The organism is Streptomyces sp. NPDC006197, from assembly GCF_040613865.1.
GTDB lineage: Bacteria > Actinomycetota > Actinomycetes > Streptomycetales > Streptomycetaceae > Streptomyces.
In genome coordinates this window covers 1-19,404 of the sequence record NZ_JBEXSZ010000013.1, presented here as the reverse complement: position 1 = coordinate 19,404, position 19,404 = coordinate 1, and the positions used below count along the sequence as shown (strand labels likewise).

Here is a 19,404-nt window from a genome sequence, read left to right as displayed (position 1 = left end):
CCCGGAGTGGGGAAGGGCGATGAGAATCACGATTGTCGGGGCCGGAATCGGCGGACTGGCCACCGCGACGAGTCTTCACGCCGCGGGCTTCGAGGACGTCACCGTCTTCGAGGCCGCTCCCCGTCCACGTCCGCTCGGATTCGGCCTGAACATCCTGCCCAACGCCGTCCGTGAGCTGGCGGAACTCGGGCTGCTGGAAGAGCTGCGGCACCAGGCGGTCCAGACGCGGGAACTGGTGATGTGCAACCCGCAGGGCCGCCTGGTGTGGCGGGAGGACCGAGGACGGTCGGCGGGCCACACATGGCCCCAGCTCTCCGTGTCCCGCTCCCGGCTCGTCGCGGTCCTGGCGGCGGAGGTCCGGCGTCGCCTGGGCGACGGCGCGATCGTCACCGGCGCCCGGCTCGTCGGCCTGGACGACGGAAGAGGCAGGACGCGAGGGGTCTTCGCGTACGGGGACGGCGCCCGGCGCACGGTCGAGACCGACGTCCTCGTCGGGGCGGACGGCATTCACTCGGCCGTGCGCGCCGCCTTCTACCCGGACGAGGGCCCGCCCCGGACCAACGGCGTGACGATGTACCGGGGGACGGCCTGGGGCCGCGGGTTCCTGACCGGTCGTTCCATGGTCGTCCTGGGGGACGACAGGAGGCGGCTCGTCCTGTACCCGATCGACAGGGACGGGACGACGGGCCGCTGTCTCGTCAACTGGGTCGCCGCCTCACCGGACTTCACCGCCGACGGCGCTCCCCCGGAGGACCTCCCCGGGATGCGAAGGCTCCTCCTGCGCGAGTTCGGCGACTGGTCACCGCCGGACACGGACCTGGCCCGCCTGCTCGAGGACACCGAACGGATCCACCGGTACCCGATGGCCGACAGGGACCCCGTCCCCCAGTGGTCGTTCGGCGGCGTGACGCTCCTGGGGGACGCCGCCCACGCGATGTACCCCGCCGGGTCCAACGGCGCCACGCAGGCCGTCGTCGACGCGCGGGTGCTGGCGTGGCACCTCGCCTCGCACTCCGACCCGGCCGACGCCCTGCGCGCGTACGAGGCGGACCGTCTGCCCCAGATGACGGAACTGCAGAGGAGCAACCGCTCCATGGGGCCCGAGAGGATGCTGACGCTGGCGCACCAGAGGGCCCCGCGGGGGTTCGAAAGCATCGGGGACTTCTTCAGCGAGGAGGAACTCGCGGAGATCTCCCGCAGCTACGCGGAGACGGGGAAGTTCGATCAGGAGTGGGTCAACTCGCGGCCCACTCTCTCTGTCGGCCGACGTCGGCGGCCGACCGTGCGGCGCGACATCGGGAGTGCGGAGTGACAGACACGGCACGGCAGAGCGACGAGGCGGCAGCCGTCAAGGAGACCGGCTTCATCACCGCCGTCATCAGGGCCATGGAGAACGACCGTCCCGACCCGTACCTGGCGGACGAGTACGCCGAACTGCTGTGCACGCCGCGGTCGAGGAGGATGGCGGAGGAGGCGCTGGCCGCGGGCGGCACGGTCGGCTCCGTCATCGTGCGGGGGCGTTTCGGCGACCTCGCACTGCGTCGGGCCGTCGCCGACGGCATCACGCAGGTGGTGTGCCTGGCGGCGGGCGGCGACACGCGGGCCTGGCGCCTCGGACTCCCGGCCGGCACCCGGTACTTCGAGGTCGACCTGCCGGGCCAGCTGGAGGCGAAGGAGACCCTGCTCGCTCCGGTCGCGGACCGGCTCACCTGCCGTCGGGTGGCGCTGAGCGAGGACCTCCGCGGCGAGACGTGGCCGCAGCGGCTGGTGGACGCGGGCTACGAACCGGACAGACCCGCGGTGTGGATCGCCGAGGGACTGCTTCCGTACCTGCGCGTCGAACACTTCACCCGGCTGGTCACCGACGTCGGAAAGCTGTCGAGTCGCGGTTCCCAGCTGCTCGTCGACGCACCGCACGCCGCGTACTTCCAGGATCCGGCCAATGCGAGGTTCCTGGCGTTCATGGAGTCCCGGGGGTCCGCGTTCCGGCTCGGCATCGACGACCTCGGCGGCTTCCTCGACCGGCACGGCTGGCGGTCGGAGGCGTACACGCTGAGCCGGCTCGCCGCGGGCGACTGCGCGTGGGCGCCGCCTCCGCCCGAGCGGCTCTGCCCGCCCCACGACCACCACTGGGTGGCCCGCGCCCAGCTCGTCTGACGTGACTCAATTGGGTTACTTCTCAGGTTACTTGATGGACAGTACACTGCCGCGATGTCATTTTAGAAAGCGTTCGAAAATCCACCGAGACACGCGACGACAGAGAGATTGAGACGCAGTGACCAATACGGATTCGTTAAAGGAAACGCCGGCCACTGATGGGGGCGCCCGGCCGGGGCTCACGCTCGCCGCGGTGGCTGTCGTGCAGTTCATGGTGTCCCTCGACCTGTCGGTCGTGAACGTCGGACTCCCCCAGATCCGCACCAGCCTGGGCTTCAGCGAAGTGGGCCTGACCTGGGTGATCCACGCCTACGCCCTCACCTTCGGCGGGCTGCTCCTCCTGGGCGGCAAGATCGCCGACCTGTTCGGCCGGAAGCGGCTCGTGCTGATCGGCCTCACCCTGTTCGGCATCGGCTCCCTCCTCGGCGGCTTCGCGACGGAACCGGGGCATCTGGTGGCCGCCCGGGCCGGGCAGGGCATCGGGGCCGCCGCGCTGGCTCCGGCCGCGCTGGCGCTGCTGACCTCGACCTTCCCGTCCGGCCCGGAACGCGTGAAGGCGTTCGGTGTGTGGAGCGCGGTGAACGCCGCGGGCGCGGCCTTCGGCGTCCTCATCGGCGGTCTGCTCACCGAGTACGCGGGCTGGGAGTGGGTGATGTTCGTCAACGTGCCGATGGTCGTCGTCGCGTTGGTCCTGGCCTGGCGCGGCATCGCGGCCGACGGGCCCTCGGTCGAGCGCGGCCGCCCGGACGTGCTGGGCGCCGTCCTCGCCACCGCCGGCATGGGCCTGTTCGTGTTCGGCATCGTCCGCACCGACCAGCACCCGTGGACCTCGTCCACGACCCTCACGACGCTGGCCGCGGCCGTCGTCCTGCTGGTCGCCTTCCTCTTCGTGGAGAAGACCACCTCCCGCGACCCGCTCATCCGGCTCGGCCTGTTCCGCAACCGCTCGGTCGCCGGCGCCAACGTCTTCGTCCTCCTCCTCGGCGGCGCCATGGCGTCGGCCTTCTACTTCGTCTCCCTGTACCTCCAGCGCGTGCTGGGGAGCAGCCCTGCCCGCAGCGGCGTCGAATTCCTGCCGCTCGCGTTCGGCGTCGTCTTCGGCTCGGTGCTCGCCATCAAGCTGGGCGGCCGTCTCGCGCCCCGGATGGTGCTCGTCATCGGCGGTGCGCTGACCGGGATCGGATTCGCCTGGTTCAGCCTGTTCACCGCCAACGGTTCGTTCGCCACCGACGTCCTCGGGCCGTCGATCGTCGCCAGCATCGGCATCGGGCTCTGTCTCGCTCCGATGGCCTCCCTCGGCACCACGGGGGTCGCGGCCCACGAGGCGGGCGCCGCCTCGGGTCTGCTCAACAGTTCGCGCCAGATCGGCGCCGCGCTCGGGCTGGCCGCCCTGGGCACCGCCGCCAACGCGCGCACCGGGGACTCCGGCACGATGGAGGCCCTCACGGACGGCTACGCGCTCGGCATGCTGATCGGTGCCGTGGTCGTGGTGGGCGGCGTCCTGCTCGCCCTCGCCGTCCTGCCGCGCACCGGTCCCGACGCGGAGGGCGCCGAACAGCACTGAACGCCCGGTGGCATGTGGGAAACACACGCGCATTCATGCGGTAACTATCTGCTGCGAAGCGAATTCCGCTGGTAATGTCCAGAGCGTTTCCTGTACTCGGGCAGAGGCCGACGGCGGAGCGCGGCCCCCGGTTTCCAGGTGAGGTTCCGAATTCCCGGGACCCGTCGAGAGGGCCGCGCTTCTCCTGAACAGCCACGGCGCGATGGGATATCCGCTGCCGCACAGCTCAGGAGGGTGCCATGAACGACGCGAGTTTCTGGAGTCGAGTCCTTCGTCGCAAGGGAGCGGGCGACCGGACCGCGGCACCGTGTCCCGTGCCACGCAGCCGTCCGGCCAGCAGCGCGCGGAGCATCGCGTGATCCGAACAGCGCGTACGCGCGCGGCCCATCGGATGCGCCCGGCCGGCGCCGACGGCATGAAGCGCTTGGCGGCACGCATGCGCGCGGGCGTGGCCATCGCCACCGCCTTCGACACCGAGGCCCGCCCCTGGGGCACGGCGTGCACCTTTCTGTCGACGGTCACCCTCGATCCGCCCGCCGTCCTGGTGAGCCTGCGCAGCGGAAGCCCCACCGCCGAAGCGGCGCTCACCCTCGGGGAGTTCGCCCTCAACCTCCTTCCCCGGAGCGCCCGTTCGGTCGCCGGGCTGTTCGCCTCCGAGGCGTCCGAAGCCTTCGACCGGGTCGACTGGACCGTACCGCGCGACGCCACCGGACCTCACTTGCGCAGCGACGCGCATGTGGTGGCCAACTGCGCGATCATGGGCCACTCCTCGCACGGCGATCAGGTCACCCTCTTCGCCAAGGTGCGCCAGGTGCTCCTGAGGCCCACCCGCTGCGGGCTGCTGGTTGCGGCGTTGGGCGACGTGGCCTGACCGCGAGCCCTGTCCCGAGGGCCGGCCGGCAGCGAAGCCCGGGAATGATCGCCGTCGTCCACGACAACAGCGGGAGGAGGGCGAGCGGGGAGGGGCGCTCCAGGTGCGGCCGGGGGTGTTCACCCCGCTTGCGGCCGCCCGCCTTCTTCCCGCCGTCCCGCCCGAGCCCGTGCGCGAGACGGTCACACGCCGGAGACGGCGCGTTGGACTCCGAAGACGCGAGCACGGAAGACGGCGACACAGGGCCTCCTGGTGCTGCTCGGTCGGGATCGCGACCCCGAGCCACCAGGAGGCCCTGACGTTGTGCCCCGACCGCCAAGAGGTCACCCGCACAGGAACCGTGTTCGAACCGTGCGACCTTGGCTCAAGGGGCTTGGAGCAGCTACTTCTTCCCGCTCCCGGACGTTCCTCCGTGCCGGAACTCGACGACGTCGCCGTCCTGCATGACGTACTCCTTGCCCTCCATGCGGGCCTTGCCGGCCGCACGGGCTTCGGCGACCGAGCCGGTGGCGACGAGGTCGGCGAAGGAGATGACCTCGGCCTTGATGAAGTTCTTCTGGAAGTCGGTGTGGATGACACCGGCCGCCTCGGGGGCCGTCGCGCCCTGCTTGATCGTCCAGGCGCGGGATTCCTTCGGGCCGGCCGTCAGGTAGGTCTGGAGACCGAGGGTGGCGAAGCCGACGCGGGCGAGGATGGCGAGACCGGGCTCCTCGGCGCCGACGGACTGGAGGAGCTCCATGGCGTCCTCCTCGTCGAGCTCGGCGAGGTCCGCCTCCAGCTTGGCGTTGAGGAAGATCGCCTCGGCGGGGGCGACCAGGGCGCTCTGCTCCGCCTTGAAGTCGTCGTCCGTGAGCTCGTCCTCGTCCACGTTGAAGACGTACAGGAACGGCTTCGTGGTGAGGAGGTGGAGGTCGTGCAGCAGCTCCGCCTTCTCCGAGCCCTGGACGATGCCCTGCGAGAAGAGGGTGTCGCCCTTCTCCAGGATCGCCTGGGCGGCCTCGACGGCGGCGACCTTGGGCGCCACGTCCTTCTTGATCCGGGACTCCTTCTGGAGGCGCGGGAGGACCTTCTCGATGGTCTGGAGGTCGGCGAGGATCAGCTCGGTGTTGATCGTCTCGATGTCGTCCTTCGGCGAGACCTTGCCGTCGACGTGGACGACGTTCTCGTCCTTGAAGGCGCGGATGACCTGGCAGATCGCGTCCGACTCGCGGATGTTCGCGAGGAACTTGTTGCCCAGGCCCTCGCCCTCGCTCGCGCCGCGCACGATGCCGGCGATGTCGACGAAGTCGACCGTCGCCGGGAGGATGCGCTGGGAGCCGAAGATCTCCGCGAGCTTGGCCAGGCGGGGGTCGGGGACACCGACGACGCCGACGTTGGGCTCGATCGTGGCGAACGGGTAGTTGGCCGCCAGCACGTCGTTCTTGGTCAGGGCGTTGAACAGGGTCGACTTGCCGACATTCGGCAGACCGACGATTCCGATCGTGAGCGACACGGTGGCGACTTCCTGAAGTGTGGATGGTGGGCCGATTCCCCAGTTTACGGGCGGGCCGAACCGGCCAGTGACGGAGACCTTCGGTCGTTCTCGGGGGCAAGGTCACCCAAAGGGCGTGTCCCGGACCCGGTTACCACCCCTTTCCGACCTACGTTGGTCGGGTGGAGCAGCACAGGACAAGTCAGCCGCAAGGCCGTCGAAGGCCGCAGACCCCCGCCACGCCGCCGGTCGCACCGCCCGGCGCTCTCGTGGAGGGCGCGGCCGTCTACCGCGTGACCGGCAGAGCCGGCCGCGCGTCCGGTCGCGCCCGCGTGGAGCGGGCCGTGGTCGCCGACCGCCCGGCTGCCCGTGCGTCCGGGCGGCCCGCCGGGCGCCGGCCCGTGCCGCCGGTCGTCCTCGCCCTGCGCCGGCTCCCCTCGCCCCGTCTCACCGGGCTCGGTGCCGGGCTCTTCGCCTCCGCCGTCATGCTGGCCCTCGGTCTCCTCGACCAGTTGCTCCTGGACGGCTCCCCCGTCGTCTACGGGCTGCTGTTCCTGCCGGTCAGCGCCCTGACCGCGCTCTGGGTCCGGACCGCCGACCTGGTCACCGCCCCGATCGGCGTCCCCATCGCCTTCGCCGTCGGCATCGTCCCGGTCGCGGGCGGTACGGGCGGCTTCGGCGGCCAGGCCATGGCCGTCGTGACCGCCCTCGCCGTGCACGCCGGCTGGCTCTACGGCGGCACCCTCGTCGCCGGCCTCATCGCGAGCGTCCGCAAGGTGCGGGACATGGGGCGGCGCCATCAGCGTGCTGCCGCGGCGGCGGCGGCGCGGCGGACCGTGGCGTAACCCGGATACGGGATCCCGTAGGTCGGATCCGCTGGCTTGGATCCGACCGCTCGGATCCAATATTCGGATCCAATATTCGGTATTCGTATGCCGGATATTGGATCCCGGATCCCCGCCCCGCCCCAGCCCCCGCCCCCTCAGACCACCCTCGCCTCCGTCCCCGCCGCCATCCCCGCCCCCACGATCCCCGCGTTGTTCTGCAGCTCCGCCGGGACGATCTTCGCGCGGATGCCCTCGATCAGCGGCAGGAACTTGTCCGCCTTGCGGCTCACGCCGCCGCCGATGATGAACAGCTCGGGCGAGAAGAGCATCTCGACGTGCGCGAGGTACTTGCGCAGCCGCCGGGTCGCCCAGTGCTCCCAGCTGAGGCCCTCGTCCTCCTTGGCCCTGGTCGAGGCCCGGGTCTCCGCGTCGTGGCCCTTGAGCTCCAGGTGGCCCAGCTCGGTGTTGGGGACGAGCCGGCCGTCGACGAAGACGGCGGAGCCGATGCCCGTGCCGAGGGTCAGCAGGATCACCGTGCCCTTGCGGCCCCGGCCCGCGCCGAAGGTCATCTCCGCGACCCCGGCCGCGTCCGCGTCGTTCAGGACGGTCACCGGGCGCCCGCCGAGGCGGTCGCTGATCAGGGAGCCCGCGTCGACGCCGATCCAGGACTTGTCGACGTTGGCGGCCGTACGGACGGTGGAGCCGGTCACGACGCCCGGGAAGGTCACCCCCACCGGCCCCGTCCAGCCGAAGTGCGTCACGACCTCCGCGACGCAGCCCGCCACACCGTCGGGTGTGGCGGGCTGCGGGGTCAGTACCTTGTGGCGCTCCTCGGCGAGCGCTCCGCGTTCCAGGTCCACGGGAGCGCCCTTGATGCCCGAGCCGCCGATGTCCACTCCGAAGACGTTCATGGACCCCACGGTAAAGGCAGGCGCGCCGCGCTACTCCTCGACGGACGCGGCGGGCGCGGACGCCGCGAGCTTCTCGGCCTCGGCCCGCAGGTCCTTGTTGCGGAGCTCCTTGGGCAGGGAGAAGGTCAGGGACTCGTCCGCCGTCTTGACGATCTCCACGTCCGCGTAGCCGCGCTCGGCGAGCCACTCCAGGACCTCCTGCACCAGGACGTCCGGGACGGAGGCGCCGGAGGAGAGGCCGACGCTGGTCACGCCCTCCAGCCAGGCCTCGTCGATCTCGCTGGCGAAGTCGACGAGGTACGCGGCGGGGACGCCGGCCTGCTTGGCGACCTCGACCATGCGGATCGAGTTGGAGGAGTTCTTCGAGCCGACGACGATCACCAGCTCGGCCTGACCGGCGAGCTCCTTGATGGCGGTCTGGCGGTTCTGCGTGGCGTAGCAGATGTCGTCGGACGGCGGGGAGATCAGCTGCGGGAACTTCTCCTTCAGCGCGTCGACCGTCTCCATCGTCTCGTCGACCGAGAGCGTGGTCTGGGAGAGCCAGACGACCCGGGAGGGGTCGCGGACCTCGACCTTGGCCACGTCCTCGGGGCCGTCGACCAGCTGGATGTGGTCGGGTGCCTCGCCGGAGGTGCCGATGACCTCCTCGTGGCCCTCGTGGCCGATGAGGAGGATGTCGAAGTCCTCCTTGGCGAAGCGGACGGCTTCCTTGTGGACCTTGGTGACCAGCGGGCAGGTGGCGTCGATGGTCGCGAGCCGGCCCGCGCGGGCCTCCTCGTGGACGGTGGGGGCGACGCCGTGCGCGGAGAACATCACGATGTTGCCCGGCGGCACCTCCGTCGCCTGGTCGACGAAGATCGCGCCCTTCCGCTCCAGCGTCTGGACCACGTACTTGTTGTGGACGATCTCGTGCCGGACGTAGATCGGCGCACCGTACTGTTCCAGGGCCTTCTCGACGGCGATCACGGCACGGTCCACGCCCGCGCAGTAGCCACGGGGAGCGGCGAGCAGGACACGCTTCGGGCGGTTCGTCGCGGAGGCGGAATCGGGCGTCGGCGCGGGCGTTGCAGTCATGCGTCCCATCGTAAGGCCGCGTCGGTGAGCGGTTGGAGCGGCGCCGTGGCCGAAACTGGCGCCATGGCTCAGGAGACGCAGGTGGCGGACCATGAGGGGCTCCGTCGGAATCTCGGATTCCGTGACCTTGTCGTGTACGGACTGCTGTTCATCGCCCCCATGGCACCGGTCGGCGTCTTCGGGACGCTCGACGCGAAGTCGCACGGGGCCGTGGCACTGGTGTACGTCGTGGCGACCGTGGCCATGGCGTTCACGGCGTTCAGCTACGCCCAGATGGTGCGGGTCGCGCCGCAGGCCGGCTCCGTCTTCACGTACGCGCGCAAGGGCCTCGGGGAGGGGCCGGGGTTCGTCGCCGGGTGGATGGCGATGCTCGACTACCTGCTGATCCCGGCCGTCGCCTACCTCTTCGCGGGCATCGCGATGGAGGCGCTGGTCCCGGAGGTGGACCGGTGGGTGTGGACCGGGATCGCCGTGGTGGTCACCACGCTGCTGAACCTGTGGGGCGTGCGGGCGGCGGCCCGGGTCGGCTTCGCGGTGCTCGCCATGGAGATCGTCGTCCTGCTGGTCTTCGTCGTGTCGGCGGTGGTGGTGCTCGTACGGGACGGGGCGCTGCGCGACGGGTGGTCGCCGCTCGCCGGTGACGGCTCGTTCTCGCTCGCCGCGGTGGTGGGCGCGGTCTCGGTGGCCGTCCTGTCATACCTGGGCTTCGACGCGATCGCCTCCTTCGCGGAGGAGGTCACGGGGGGCTCGCGGAAGGTGGCGCGGGCGGTGCTGTTCTGCCTGGCGCTGGCGGGCGTCCTGTTCGTGGCCCAGACCTGGCTGGTGGCACTCCTCGAACCGGTCTCCTCGGCGGAGCTCGCCGCCGACCCGGCCAAGCAGGGCTCGGCCTTCTACGACGCCATGGACGCCTCGGTCGGCGACTGGCTGCACGACCTGGTGGCCGTGTCGAAGGCGATCGGCGCGGCCTTCGCGGCGCTCGCGGGGCAGGCGGCGGGCGGCAGGCTGCTGTTCGCGATGGGCCGCGACCGGCGTCTTCCGCACCTGCTGGCCCGCACCGACGGCGGCGTCCCCCGGGTGGCGCTCCTCGTGTCCGCGACCGTGACGATGATCGCGGCGGTGTGGGCGGCGCGCCGGGACGACGGCCTCGACCAGCTGGTCTCGGTGGTCGACGTCGGCGCGCTGACCGCCTTCGTCCTGCTGCACGCGAGCGTGGTGGGCTGGTTCGCCGTGCGGCGGGCGGAGGGGCCGCCGCACTGGCTGAAGCACGTCGTGCTGCCGGTGGTCGGTGCGGCGATCCTGATCGCGGTGATCGTCGAGGCCTCGGCCGCCGCTCAGGTGGTGGGCGTGGTGTGGCTGGGGGTGGGCCTCGTCGTCCTCGCCGTCCAGGGCGCGACGAGGCCGTCCACGCGCGCGTGACGCCGCTCGGAGCTCCCGGGCGGGCCGGGCGGCCGCCGCGCACCCCTGACGTTGTCGTACCGCGCGGTTACGCTCGGTCCATGGCTCTGACTACGTCCGCCGAAGCACCGCTTCCCGTCGGTGAGGTCTCCCGGCTCATCGGGGGGTGGATCGACCGGCTCGGGGCGATCTGGGTCGAGGGGCAGATCACGCAGCTGTCGCGGCGCCCGGGCGCCGGAGTCGTCTTCCTGACGCTGCGGGATCCCTCGCACGACATCTCCATCGGCGTCACCTGCTACCGCAAGGTCTTCGACGCGGTCGCGGACGTCGTGTCGGAGGGCGCCCGGGTCGTCGTGCACGCCAAGCCCGAGTGGTACGCGCCGCGCGGGCAGCTGTCGCTGCGGGCGGTGGAGATCAAGCCGGTCGGGATCGGCGAGCTGCTCGCCCGGCTCGAACAGCTGAAGCGGAGCCTGGCCTCGGAGGGGCTGTTCGCCCTCGACCGGAAGAAGCCGCTGCCGTTCCTGCCGCACCTCGTGGGCCTGGTCTGCGGCCGCGCCTCGGCGGCCGAGCGGGACGTCCTGGAGAACGCGCGCCGCCGCTGGCCGGCCGTCCGCTTCGAGGTGCGGAACGTCGCGGTGCAGGGGGTGAAGGCGGTCCCGCAGGTCGTCCAGGCGGTCAGGGAGCTGGACGCGCACGAGGACGTGGACGTGATCATCGTGGCCCGGGGCGGCGGCAGCGTCGAGGACCTGCTGCCGTTCTCGGACGAGCAGCTGATCCGTACGGTGGCCGACTGCCGTACGCCGGTGGTGTCCGCGATCGGGCACGAGCCGGACTCCCCGCTGCTCGACCTGGTGGCCGATCTGCGCGCCTCGACGCCGACGGACGCGGCCAAGAAGGTCGTCCCGGACGTCGGCGAGGAGCTGGACCGGGTGCGCGGGCTGCGGGACCGGGCGCTGCGGACCGTGCAGGGGCTTCTGGACCGGGAGGAGCGCGGTCTGGCGCACGCGCTCGCGCGGCCCGTCATGGAGCACCCGCAGCGCATGGTGGAGGTCCGCGAGGACGAGGTGGCGGCGCTCCTGGCCCGGAGCCGGCGGGTGCTCGGGCACCTTCTGGACCGGGCGGACTCGGAGCTCTCGCACACGCGGGCGCGGGTCCGGGCGCTGTCGCCCGCCGCGACGATGGAGCGGGGGTACGCGGTGCTCCAGCGGGCGGACGGGGCGGTGGTCCGCTCCCCCGAGGAGGCCGCGGAGGGCGAGGAGCTGCGGGCCCGGGTCGCCGAGGGCGAGTTCACGGTGCGCCGCGTGCCCGACCCGGCCTGAGCGGGCAGCGGGCAGCGGGACGAGGAAAGAACCGGACACGGAGGATGGAGCGGCACATGGCAGCGGATACGAGCACGGACGCGGGCGTGGAAGAAGCGGCCCTCGGTTACGAGCAGGCGCGGGACGAGCTGATCGAGGTCGTCCGGCGCCTGGAGGCGGGCGGGACGTCCCTGGAGGAGTCCCTCGCGCTCTGGGAGCGGGGCGAGGAGCTGGCGAAGGTGTGCCGGCGCCGTCTGGAGGGGGCGCGGGCCCGGCTCGACGCCTCGCTGGCGGCGGAGCACGCGGCCGAGGCGGACGAGGAGGAGGACGAGTAGGGCCCGCCGGGTAGACTCCGAGTGAAACGGACCACTATCCGGATAGGTTAGTTGAATTTTCACCAACCTCGGGCGTACTGTCGAGGCATCGCTTGAATCTTGTACGAGCGAACCCCCTGTGCAGTTTCGGAAGGTACGCAGCATGTCTCTCGCCCTTGACGCCGTCGCCCAGGACCTCCTCTTCCGTGAGGCCCGTACCGCCAACACGTTCACCGACGAGCCGGTGACCGACGAGCAGGTCCAGGCGATCTACGACCTGGTGAAGTACGGCCCCACCGCCTTCAACCAGAGCCCGCTGCGCATCACCCTGGTCCGCTCCCCCGAGGCCCGCGAGCGCCTGGTGAAGCACATGGCCGAGGGCAACCAGCCCAAGACCGCCGCCGCCCCGCTGGTCGCGATCCTCTCGGCCGACAACGAGTTCCACGAGGAGCTGCCGGCCCTGTTCCCGCACTTCCCGCAGGCCAAGGACGCGTTCTTCTCCGAGCGCCCGGTCCGTGAGGGCTCCGCGCTGCTGAACGCCGCCCTCCAGGCCGCGTACTTCATCGTGGGCGTCCGCGCCGCCGGCCTGGCCGCCGGCCCGATGACCGGCCTGGACTTCGCCGGCGTCCAGAAGGAGTTCCTGGACGACGACCACACCCCGCTGATGGTCGTCAACATCGGCAAGCCGGGCGAGGACGCCTGGTTCCCGCGCTCCCCGCGCCTGTCGTACGACGAGGTCGTCACCACCGTCTGAGCCTGACGGCACACGGAAACGGCGCACGGGAAGGGCCCCGCACTCCACGAGTGCGGGGCCCTTCCCGTTCGACTGGACCGTCTCAGACCTTCTTCGCCTGGAGCGAGCCGGCCATCTCGGCCAGCCGCTCGAAGGAGGCCGTGCCGGTCACCACGGTCGTCGCGCCGTTCTCCGTACGGACCAGCGCGTCGTACTTGGGGCCCTCCCAGCGCTGCCAGACCCGTCCGGCCACCGTCTGGGTCTTCCCGGTGTTCTTCGCCTTCCGGGTCACCTCGGGCACGAACTTCCCCGGTTCCGTCGTCGACTGGTTGACCGCCACGTACTGGGTGTCCGGGGAGAGGAAACCGAGCTGCCAGGCGTCGCCCTTCTCGCGCTTGTACGAGACGACCGTCGCCTTCCATCCCTCGCCGAGGCCCTCGGGGGCCAGCACCGGATACGGCGCCGCCCGCTGGGCCGTGAGGAGCTCGACCCGGTAGTCCTTCGCCTTGACCGGTTCGGCGCTCTCGTCGTGCGGGATGAAGAGATACATCACGCCCGCGGCGACCATGATCACCCCGAGGGACTGGAACATCCCGCGTACCGTCTGCCTGCCTCGCATACCTGCCACGCCCACCATGGTCGCATCATGGTGCCGTGCTCATACGTGGGCCCCTCTGCTCATTTTGTCGACGTACCGATAGAGTCGCAGCACCCTCTTTTCCCCGGCCGTCGCCGTACAGAAAGGTGCGTTCCGATGACCGAGCACCACCACCTTCCGCCCGAGCTTGTCGTTTCTCCCGAGGCCCCCGACCGCAACCTCGCCCTGGAGCTGGTCCGCGTCACCGAGGCCGCCGCCATGGCCGCCGGCCGCTGGGTCGGCCGCGGCGACAAGATCGGCGCGGACGGGGCGGCGGTCAACGCCATGCGGACCCTGATCTCCACCGTCTCGATGAACGGCGTCGTCGTCATCGGAGAGGGCGAGAAGGACGAAGCCCCCATGCTCTTCAACGGCGAGCGGGTCGGCGACGGCACCGGCGCCGAGGTCGACATCGCGGTCGACCCGATCGACGGCACCACGCTCAACGCGAAGGGCATGCCGAACGCGATCGCCGTCCTGGCCGCCGCCGACCGCGGCAGCATGTTCGACCCGTCCGCGGTCTTCTACATGGACAAGCTGGTCACCGGCCCGGAGGCCGCCGACTTCGTCGACATCAACGCCCCCGTCTCGGTCAACATCCGCCGGGTCGCGAAGGCGAAGAACTCCTCCCCCGAGGACATCACGGTCGTCATCCTGGACCGCCCGCGCCACGAGGGCATCGTCAAGGAGATCCGCGAGACCGGCGCCCGGATCAAGTTCATCTCGGACGGCGACGTCGCCGGCTCGATCATGGCCGTCCGCGAGGGCACCGGCGTCGACATGCTCATGGGCATCGGTGGCACGCCCGAGGGCATCATCTCCGCCTGCGCCATCAAGTGCCTCGGCGGCGTGATCCAGGGCAAGCTGTGGCCGAAGGACGACGCCGAGCGCCAGAAGGCCCTGGACGCGGGCCACGACCTGGACCGCGTGCTCTCCACGAACGACCTGGTCAGCGGCGACAACGTCTTCTTCGTCGCGACCGGCATCACCGACGGCGAGCTGCTGCGCGGAGTGCGCTACCGCGCCGAGACCGCGACCACGCAGTCGCTGGTCATGCGCTCCAAGTCCGGCACGATCCGCCAGATCGACTCGACGCACCGGCTCTCGAAGCTGCGCGCGTACAGCCAGATCGACTTCGACCGGGCGAAGTAGCGGGGCGGCCGGGAGCCGGCCGTACGAAGAGGGGCGCCCCCATGTGCGGTGGGGGCGCCCCTTCCCGTACGGACCGGGCGCTGGACTTCGCGGTCCCGTCAGCCCGCCTGGGCGATCCGCTCGGTCGCTGCCGCCTTCCGCAGCTCCACCTCGCGCCGCCGGCGCCGGGCGAGGACGACGCGGCGCTCCGCCGCCGTGAGCCCGCCCCACACCCCGTACGGCTCGGGCTGGAGCAGCGCGTGCTCCCGGCACTCGACCATCACGGGACAACGCGCGCAGACCCGCTTGGCCGCCTCTTCGCGGGCGAGCCGCGCGGCGGTCGGCTCCTTGGAGGGGGCGAAGAAGAGCCCGGCCTCGTCCCGGCGGCACACCGCCTCCGCGTGCCATGGCCCGGCCTCGTCCTCCCGGGCAGGGGCGCGCTGAGGAGGTACGGCGGCGACCTGGAGGGGCTGATGCGGCAGTTGCAGCACGGTCTACTCCTGACGACGGCTTCGCGAGCGAGCGGCGATGCACCAGCCCTACCCGCTGTGCGCGTGCCTATGCACTGCGTGCCCCGCCGTTCCGCACTGCGGATATCCGAAGGCGAATTCCGGTCACCTTCCGGCCGCCGCCGGGCGGCTCCCGGGCGTCAGCGGCCGAGGTTCTTGCGGAGCTTGCCCTGGAGGTCGGTGATCCACTTGCCGCGCTTGGGCTTGGCCTCGACGTTCCCGAAGATCGAGAAGCCGTTGACGACGACGACCGGCGCCTGCGGGTCGGCCCCTTCCAGGGTCACGACCTCGAAGTTCCCGAAGACGCCGCTGCCGCTGCCGCGCAGGCTGATGTTCTCCGGGACCCGGACCTCGACGTTCCCGAAGACGGAGGTGGCGTTGATGGTGGTCAGCCGCTGGGCGAAGATCGCCTCGGTCAGGTCCACCTCGACGTTCCCGAAGAGCGCGAAGGCGTTCGTCCGGCGGCTCACCCGCCAGCGGCCCTTGCGGGTCGTGCTGGAGAAGATCGCGACGAGGTTGTCCGCGGGGCCCTCGGAGTCGTCGGGGCCGTAGGCGAAGGCCGGTTCGGCGTCCCGGGAGGTGCGGGCGCTCGGCAGGTCGCGGACGATCGGCTCCAACTCGCCGACGGTCTTGGCCCGGTAGACCGCGTCGATCCGGTCCGAGTGCTCCTCGGCGTCGAGCCGTCCCTCGGCCAGGGCGTCCCGGAGGATGTCCGCGATCCGGTCCCGGTCCGCGTCCGAGGCCCGCAGCGAGCCCTGCGGATCGGCGAAGGCGGGCCCGGCGAGAGCGGGCTCGGCGGGGGCGACCGGCCGCTGCGGCCGCGGCTGCTTCTCGGGTTCGGGCTGCTTTTCGAGGTCCACGGAACCAGCCTAGCGACACGCGATAGATCGCAACCAGAGGGAACACCCCGGGCGCACCCCCCAACACTCCGGTCGTGTCCCCTAGGGGACACGACCGGGACCCGACAGGGACCGACAGGGACCCGACAGGGACCGACAGGGACCCGACAGGGACCCACAGGAGACGCGACCGGGGCCCGACAGAGGGCGCGGCCAGGGCCCGAACACGCCATTCCGGTGCGTTCTCCGCGCTTAGTGAGCCTTACCTCACAGGATCCCGCCCGCCCCCGCGTCTTACGCTGGAGGGCGCGCCGCCAACGGAGGCGGCGCTGCTGTCTGCCGAGTGAGGAATGGCCGCCGTCATGCCTGAGTTTGCGTACTCCGATCTGCTCCCCCTGGGAGAGGACACCACGCCCTACCGCCTGGTGACCTCCGAAGGTGTCTCCACCTTCGAGGCCGACGGGCGTACGTTCCTCAAGGTCGAGCCGGAGGCACTGCGCAAGCTGGCCGCCGAGGCCATCCACGACATCCAGCACTTCCTGCGCCCGGCCCACCTGGCCCAGCTGCGCCGGATCATCGACGACCCGGAGGCGTCGAGCAACGACAAGTTCGTCGCGCTCGACCTCCTGAAGAACGCGAACATCGCCGCCGCGGGCGTGCTGCCCATGTGCCAGGACACCGGCACCGCGATCGTCATGGGCAAGCGCGGGCAGAACGTGCTGACCTCCGGCCGTGACGAGGAGGCCCTGTCCAAGGGCGTCTACGACGCCTACACCAAGCTGAACCTGCGCTACTCGCAGATGGCGCCGGTCACCATGTGGGAGGAGAAGAACACCGGCTCGAACCTGCCCGCGCAGATCGAGCTGTACGCGACGGACGGCGGCGCGTACAAGTTCCTCTTCATGGCCAAGGGCGGCGGCTCGGCCAACAAGTCCTTCCTCTACCAGGAGACCAAGGCGGTCCTGAACGAGGCCTCCATGATGAAGTTCCTGGAGGAGAAGATCCGCTCGCTCGGCACGGCTGCCTGCCCGCCGTACCACCTGGCGATCGTCGTCGGCGGCACGAGCGCCGAGTTCGCGCTCAAGACCGCGAAGTACGCCTCCGCGCACTACCTGGACGAGCTGCCCACCGAGGGCTCGGCCGAGACCGGCCACGGCTTCCGGGACAAGGAGCTGGAGGAGAAGGTCTTCGAGCTGACGCAGAAGATCGGCATCGGCGCGCAGTTCGGCGGCAAGTACTTCTGCCACGACGTCCGCGTCGTCCGCCTTCCCCGTCACGGCGCCTCGCTGCCCGTCGCGATCGCCGTCTCCTGCTCGGCCGACCGCCAGGCCGTCGCGAAGATCACCGCCGAGGGCGTCTTCCTGGAGCAGCTGGAGACCGACCCGGCGCGCTTCCTGCCGGAGACGGAGGACTCCCACCTCGACGAGTCCTCGGACGTCGTGAAGATCGACCTCAACCAGCCGATGGACGAGATCCTCGCCGAGCTGACCAAGTACCCGGTCAAGACCCGGCTGTCCCTCAGCGGCCCGCTGGTAGTGGCGCGCGACATCGCGCACGCCAAGATCAAGGAGCGGCTGGACGCGGGCGAGGAGATGCCGCAGTACCTGAAGGACCACCCGGTCTACTACGCGGGCCCGGCGAAGACCCCCGAGGGTTACGCCTCCGGCTCCTTCGGCCCGACGACGGCCGGCCGCATGGACTCGTACGTGGAGCAGTTCCAGGCGGCGGGCGGCTCGAAGGTCATGCTGGCCAAGGGCAACCGGTCCAAGCAGGTCACGGACGCGTGCGGCGCGCACGGCGGCTTCTACCTGGGCTCGATCGGCGGCCCGGCGGCCCGTCTCGCGCAGGACTGCATCAAGAAGGTCGAGGTCGTCGAGTACGAGGAGCTCGGCATGGAGGCGGTCTGGAAGATCGAGGTCGAGGACTTCCCGGCCTTCATCGTCGTCGACGACAAGGGCAACGACTTCTTCCAGAACCCGGCGCCCGAGCCGACCTTCACGCACATCCCGGTGCGCCAGGGGTCGCAGCTGTCGTAGCGTCGCCTTCATGCGGCCGCCCCCGGGCCGCCGAGGATCACAACACGCACATCCCGGTGCGCGGTCCCGGTCTCGGCTGACCGGCGCAGCTCCCGGAGCCCCCTGGTCCGTCGCCGGACCGGGGGGTTCCGTCGTCCCCGGTGTCGATCTCCGCTCAGAAAGTGGCTACCGACCGGTAGCCCTCTCGTCGCCTACTGGTCAGTATGGGGCGCGAGCATGTCAACCACTGAGCCGGTCGACCCCCTCGGGAGCCCCCCATGCCCTCCGTCAAAGCCACCGCCACGGCCACCACGGCCCTCGGTCTGACGGCCCTCCTCGTCGTCGGCCCGGCGCCCGCCGCCTCCGCCGCCGACCCGGACACCCACGTCACGTCGGCCGCGGCCCTCGCGGACGTCGACTACACGACCTGGCGCCGCGACGTGGCGGCCGTCGTCGCCGAGGCGCGCCCCTACATCGAGGCGCGCTCCGAGAACGCCGGCCGCGAGAAGCAGGCCATCGTCCTCGACATCGACAACAGCTCCCTGGAGACGGACTTCCATCCGTTCTGGGAGCTGCCGACCCCGGCCATCGCGGACGTGCGCGCGCTCGTCCGCGACGCCCACGCGCGCGGGGTGGCCGTCTTCTTCGTCACCGCCCGGCCCGGGATCATCCACTCCCTGACGGACTGGAACCTGAAGAAGGCCGGCTACCCCGTCGACGGGCTGTACGTGCGCTCGCTCCCCGACCTGTTCGGCGAGATCAGCGCGTACAAGACCGAGAAGCGCGCCGAGATCGAGGCCAAGGGCTACACGATCATCGCCAACATCGGCAACAACACGACCGACCTCGTCGGCGGCCACGCCGAGCGCGCCTTCAAGCTCCCGGACTACGGCGGCAAGCTGTCGTAACGGGCTCAGCGCGTGTTGATGTGGAACTCCATCCGGTCGTAGTCCCCGTCCGGGGTCGTACGGATGTATCCGCGCGCGTCCTTGAAGTCGCCGGTGCCGCCGGTGACGGCGATGTCGAACGCGGGCGGCGACTGGTCCGAGGTGTCGAAGGTGGCGAGGACCTGGGCGGTGAGCTGTCCGGTGCCCGTCCGGGATTCCCCGTCCGGGATTCGCCCGTCCGGCGCAACCCCGGGGCGTCGGGTCGGGGATCATGGCGCCATGCCAGACAGAGCACTCCCGATACGTACGACGGCTGCCGTCGCCCTGGTGGCCGCGCTGCTGCTCACCGGCTGCGGGACGGTCGCGAAGCCCGACGCCCCGGCCGCCCCGAGAAAGACCACCGCCCCCGCCCTCAAGGCCGCCGTCACGCTCGGCGGTCCCGGGACGGCCTGCGCGCTGCCCGTCTCCTTCGGGCTCGCGGAGGGCTGGAAGCCGAAGGCGATCGACGATCCCGAGAACCCGGAGTTCGCGGCGCTCACCCGGCAGGGACCGGCCGTCATGCGCTGCGAGGTCGACGCCAAGCCCGCCGGGAACATCGGCTACCTGCGGGTGTGGACGGCCGCGAAGGGTCCGGCCCGGGCCGCTCTCGAAGGCTTCGTGAAGGCGGCGGACAAGCCCTCCGCCGTCACCTACCGGGAGACGCGGGCGGGTGCGCTGGCCGCCGCCGAGGTCACGTACACGACGCACAGCGAGCTCACGGACGAGACCAAG

19 protein-coding genes are annotated in these 19,404 nt (G+C 71.1%); 13 read left to right on the top strand and 6 right to left on the bottom strand.

Features of this window, described 5'->3' with window-relative positions:
- The first annotated feature begins 19 nt into the window (after nucleotides 1–19).
- The 4 genes from ABZ318_RS06310 (at nucleotide 20) to ABZ318_RS06295 (ending at nucleotide 4,592) form a co-directional block, all read left to right on the top strand.
- Complete coding sequence (locus ABZ318_RS06310; RefSeq protein ID WP_356901339.1) at nucleotides 20–1,312, top strand: FAD-dependent monooxygenase; 1,293 nt, start codon at nucleotides 20–22, stop codon at nucleotides 1,310–1,312.
- The gene (locus ABZ318_RS06305; RefSeq protein ID WP_356901338.1) at nucleotides 1,309–2,157 is read left to right on the top strand and encodes an SAM-dependent methyltransferase; all 849 of its coding nucleotides are present in this window, start codon (nucleotides 1,309–1,311) and stop codon (nucleotides 2,155–2,157) included. Before ABZ318_RS06310 ends, ABZ318_RS06305 begins: the two co-directional genes overlap by 4 nt.
- A gap of 193 nt (nucleotides 2,158–2,350) precedes the next feature.
- Nucleotides 2,351–3,721 (top strand): MFS transporter, encoded by a 1,371-nt coding sequence (locus tag ABZ318_RS06300; RefSeq protein ID WP_356901337.1) that lies wholly within the window; start codon nucleotides 2,351–2,353, stop codon nucleotides 3,719–3,721.
- Between the two features lie 355 nt (nucleotides 3,722–4,076).
- Complete coding sequence (locus ABZ318_RS06295; RefSeq protein WP_356901336.1) at nucleotides 4,077–4,592, top strand: flavin reductase family protein; 516 nt, start codon at nucleotides 4,077–4,079, stop codon at nucleotides 4,590–4,592.
- 382 nt (nucleotides 4,593–4,974) lie between these two features.
- Here ABZ318_RS06295 and ychF read toward each other — a convergent pair whose 3' ends face one another.
- Nucleotides 4,975–6,084 (bottom strand): redox-regulated ATPase YchF, encoded by a 1,110-nt coding sequence (ychF, locus tag ABZ318_RS06290; RefSeq protein ID WP_356901335.1) that lies wholly within the window; start codon nucleotides 6,082–6,084, stop codon nucleotides 4,975–4,977.
- Between the two features lie 161 nt (nucleotides 6,085–6,245).
- Between ychF and ABZ318_RS06285 the strand changes: the two genes are divergently transcribed.
- Nucleotides 6,246–6,908, top strand: coding sequence for a DUF6542 domain-containing protein (locus ABZ318_RS06285; protein ID WP_356901334.1), 663 nt, complete (start codon nucleotides 6,246–6,248; stop codon nucleotides 6,906–6,908).
- Between the two features lie 137 nt (nucleotides 6,909–7,045).
- On the opposite strand, the gene ppgK is transcribed toward ABZ318_RS06285, so the two are convergent.
- Complete coding sequence (gene ppgK / locus ABZ318_RS06280; RefSeq protein ID WP_356901333.1) at nucleotides 7,046–7,801, bottom strand: polyphosphate--glucose phosphotransferase; 756 nt, start codon at nucleotides 7,799–7,801, stop codon at nucleotides 7,046–7,048.
- Between the two features lie 30 nt (nucleotides 7,802–7,831).
- Nucleotides 7,832–8,884: a 4-hydroxy-3-methylbut-2-enyl diphosphate reductase gene (locus ABZ318_RS06275; RefSeq protein WP_356901332.1), complete on the bottom strand. Its 1,053-nt coding sequence runs from the start codon at nucleotides 8,882–8,884 to the stop codon at nucleotides 7,832–7,834.
- A 54-nt stretch (nucleotides 8,885–8,938) separates the two neighbouring features.
- On the opposite strand from ABZ318_RS06275, the gene ABZ318_RS06270 reads away from it, so the two are divergent.
- The 4 genes from ABZ318_RS06270 (at nucleotide 8,939) to ABZ318_RS06255 (ending at nucleotide 12,636) form a co-directional block, all read left to right on the top strand.
- Nucleotides 8,939–10,291: an APC family permease gene (locus ABZ318_RS06270; protein ID WP_356901331.1), complete on the top strand. Its 1,353-nt coding sequence runs from the start codon at nucleotides 8,939–8,941 to the stop codon at nucleotides 10,289–10,291.
- Nucleotides 10,292–10,371: 80 nt separating this feature from the next.
- Complete coding sequence (xseA, locus tag ABZ318_RS06265; protein WP_356901330.1) at nucleotides 10,372–11,589, top strand: exodeoxyribonuclease VII large subunit; 1,218 nt, start codon at nucleotides 10,372–10,374, stop codon at nucleotides 11,587–11,589.
- 56 nt (nucleotides 11,590–11,645) lie between these two features.
- A complete protein-coding gene (locus ABZ318_RS06260; protein ID WP_356901329.1) occupies nucleotides 11,646–11,903 on the top strand; it encodes an exodeoxyribonuclease VII small subunit in 258 nt (85 codons plus the stop codon).
- A gap of 142 nt (nucleotides 11,904–12,045) precedes the next feature.
- The gene (locus ABZ318_RS06255; protein ID WP_356901328.1) at nucleotides 12,046–12,636 is read left to right on the top strand and encodes a malonic semialdehyde reductase; all 591 of its coding nucleotides are present in this window, start codon (nucleotides 12,046–12,048) and stop codon (nucleotides 12,634–12,636) included.
- 82 nt (nucleotides 12,637–12,718) lie between these two features.
- On the opposite strand, the gene ABZ318_RS06250 is transcribed toward ABZ318_RS06255, so the two are convergent.
- A complete protein-coding gene (locus ABZ318_RS06250) occupies nucleotides 12,719–13,252 on the bottom strand; it encodes a DUF4245 domain-containing protein (RefSeq protein WP_177181643.1) in 534 nt (177 codons plus the stop codon).
- A 117-nt stretch (nucleotides 13,253–13,369) separates the two neighbouring features.
- Between ABZ318_RS06250 and glpX the strand changes: the two genes are divergently transcribed.
- Nucleotides 13,370–14,404: a class II fructose-bisphosphatase gene (gene glpX, locus ABZ318_RS06245; RefSeq protein WP_356901327.1), complete on the top strand. Its 1,035-nt coding sequence runs from the start codon at nucleotides 13,370–13,372 to the stop codon at nucleotides 14,402–14,404.
- Between the two features lie 98 nt (nucleotides 14,405–14,502).
- Here the strand turns inward: glpX and ABZ318_RS06240 are convergent, their stop codons facing one another.
- Nucleotides 14,503–14,874: a WhiB family transcriptional regulator gene (locus ABZ318_RS06240; protein WP_030692804.1), complete on the bottom strand. Its 372-nt coding sequence runs from the start codon at nucleotides 14,872–14,874 to the stop codon at nucleotides 14,503–14,505.
- 158 nt (nucleotides 14,875–15,032) lie between these two features.
- Nucleotides 15,033–15,752: a DUF1707 domain-containing protein gene (locus ABZ318_RS06235; RefSeq protein WP_356901326.1), complete on the bottom strand. Its 720-nt coding sequence runs from the start codon at nucleotides 15,750–15,752 to the stop codon at nucleotides 15,033–15,035.
- A 341-nt stretch (nucleotides 15,753–16,093) separates the two neighbouring features.
- On the opposite strand from ABZ318_RS06235, the gene ABZ318_RS06230 reads away from it, so the two are divergent.
- The 3 genes from ABZ318_RS06230 to ABZ318_RS06220 all read left to right on the top strand — a co-directional run.
- The gene (locus ABZ318_RS06230; RefSeq protein WP_356901325.1) at nucleotides 16,094–17,767 is read left to right on the top strand and encodes a fumarate hydratase; all 1,674 of its coding nucleotides are present in this window, start codon (nucleotides 16,094–16,096) and stop codon (nucleotides 17,765–17,767) included.
- A 257-nt stretch (nucleotides 17,768–18,024) separates the two neighbouring features.
- Nucleotides 18,025–18,654 (top strand): HAD family acid phosphatase, encoded by a 630-nt coding sequence (locus ABZ318_RS06225; RefSeq protein WP_356901324.1) that lies wholly within the window; start codon nucleotides 18,025–18,027, stop codon nucleotides 18,652–18,654.
- 258 nt (nucleotides 18,655–18,912) lie between these two features.
- A partial coding sequence (locus tag ABZ318_RS06220) for a lipoprotein (protein ID WP_356901323.1) occupies nucleotides 18,913–19,404 on the top strand: 492 nt, incomplete at its 3' end.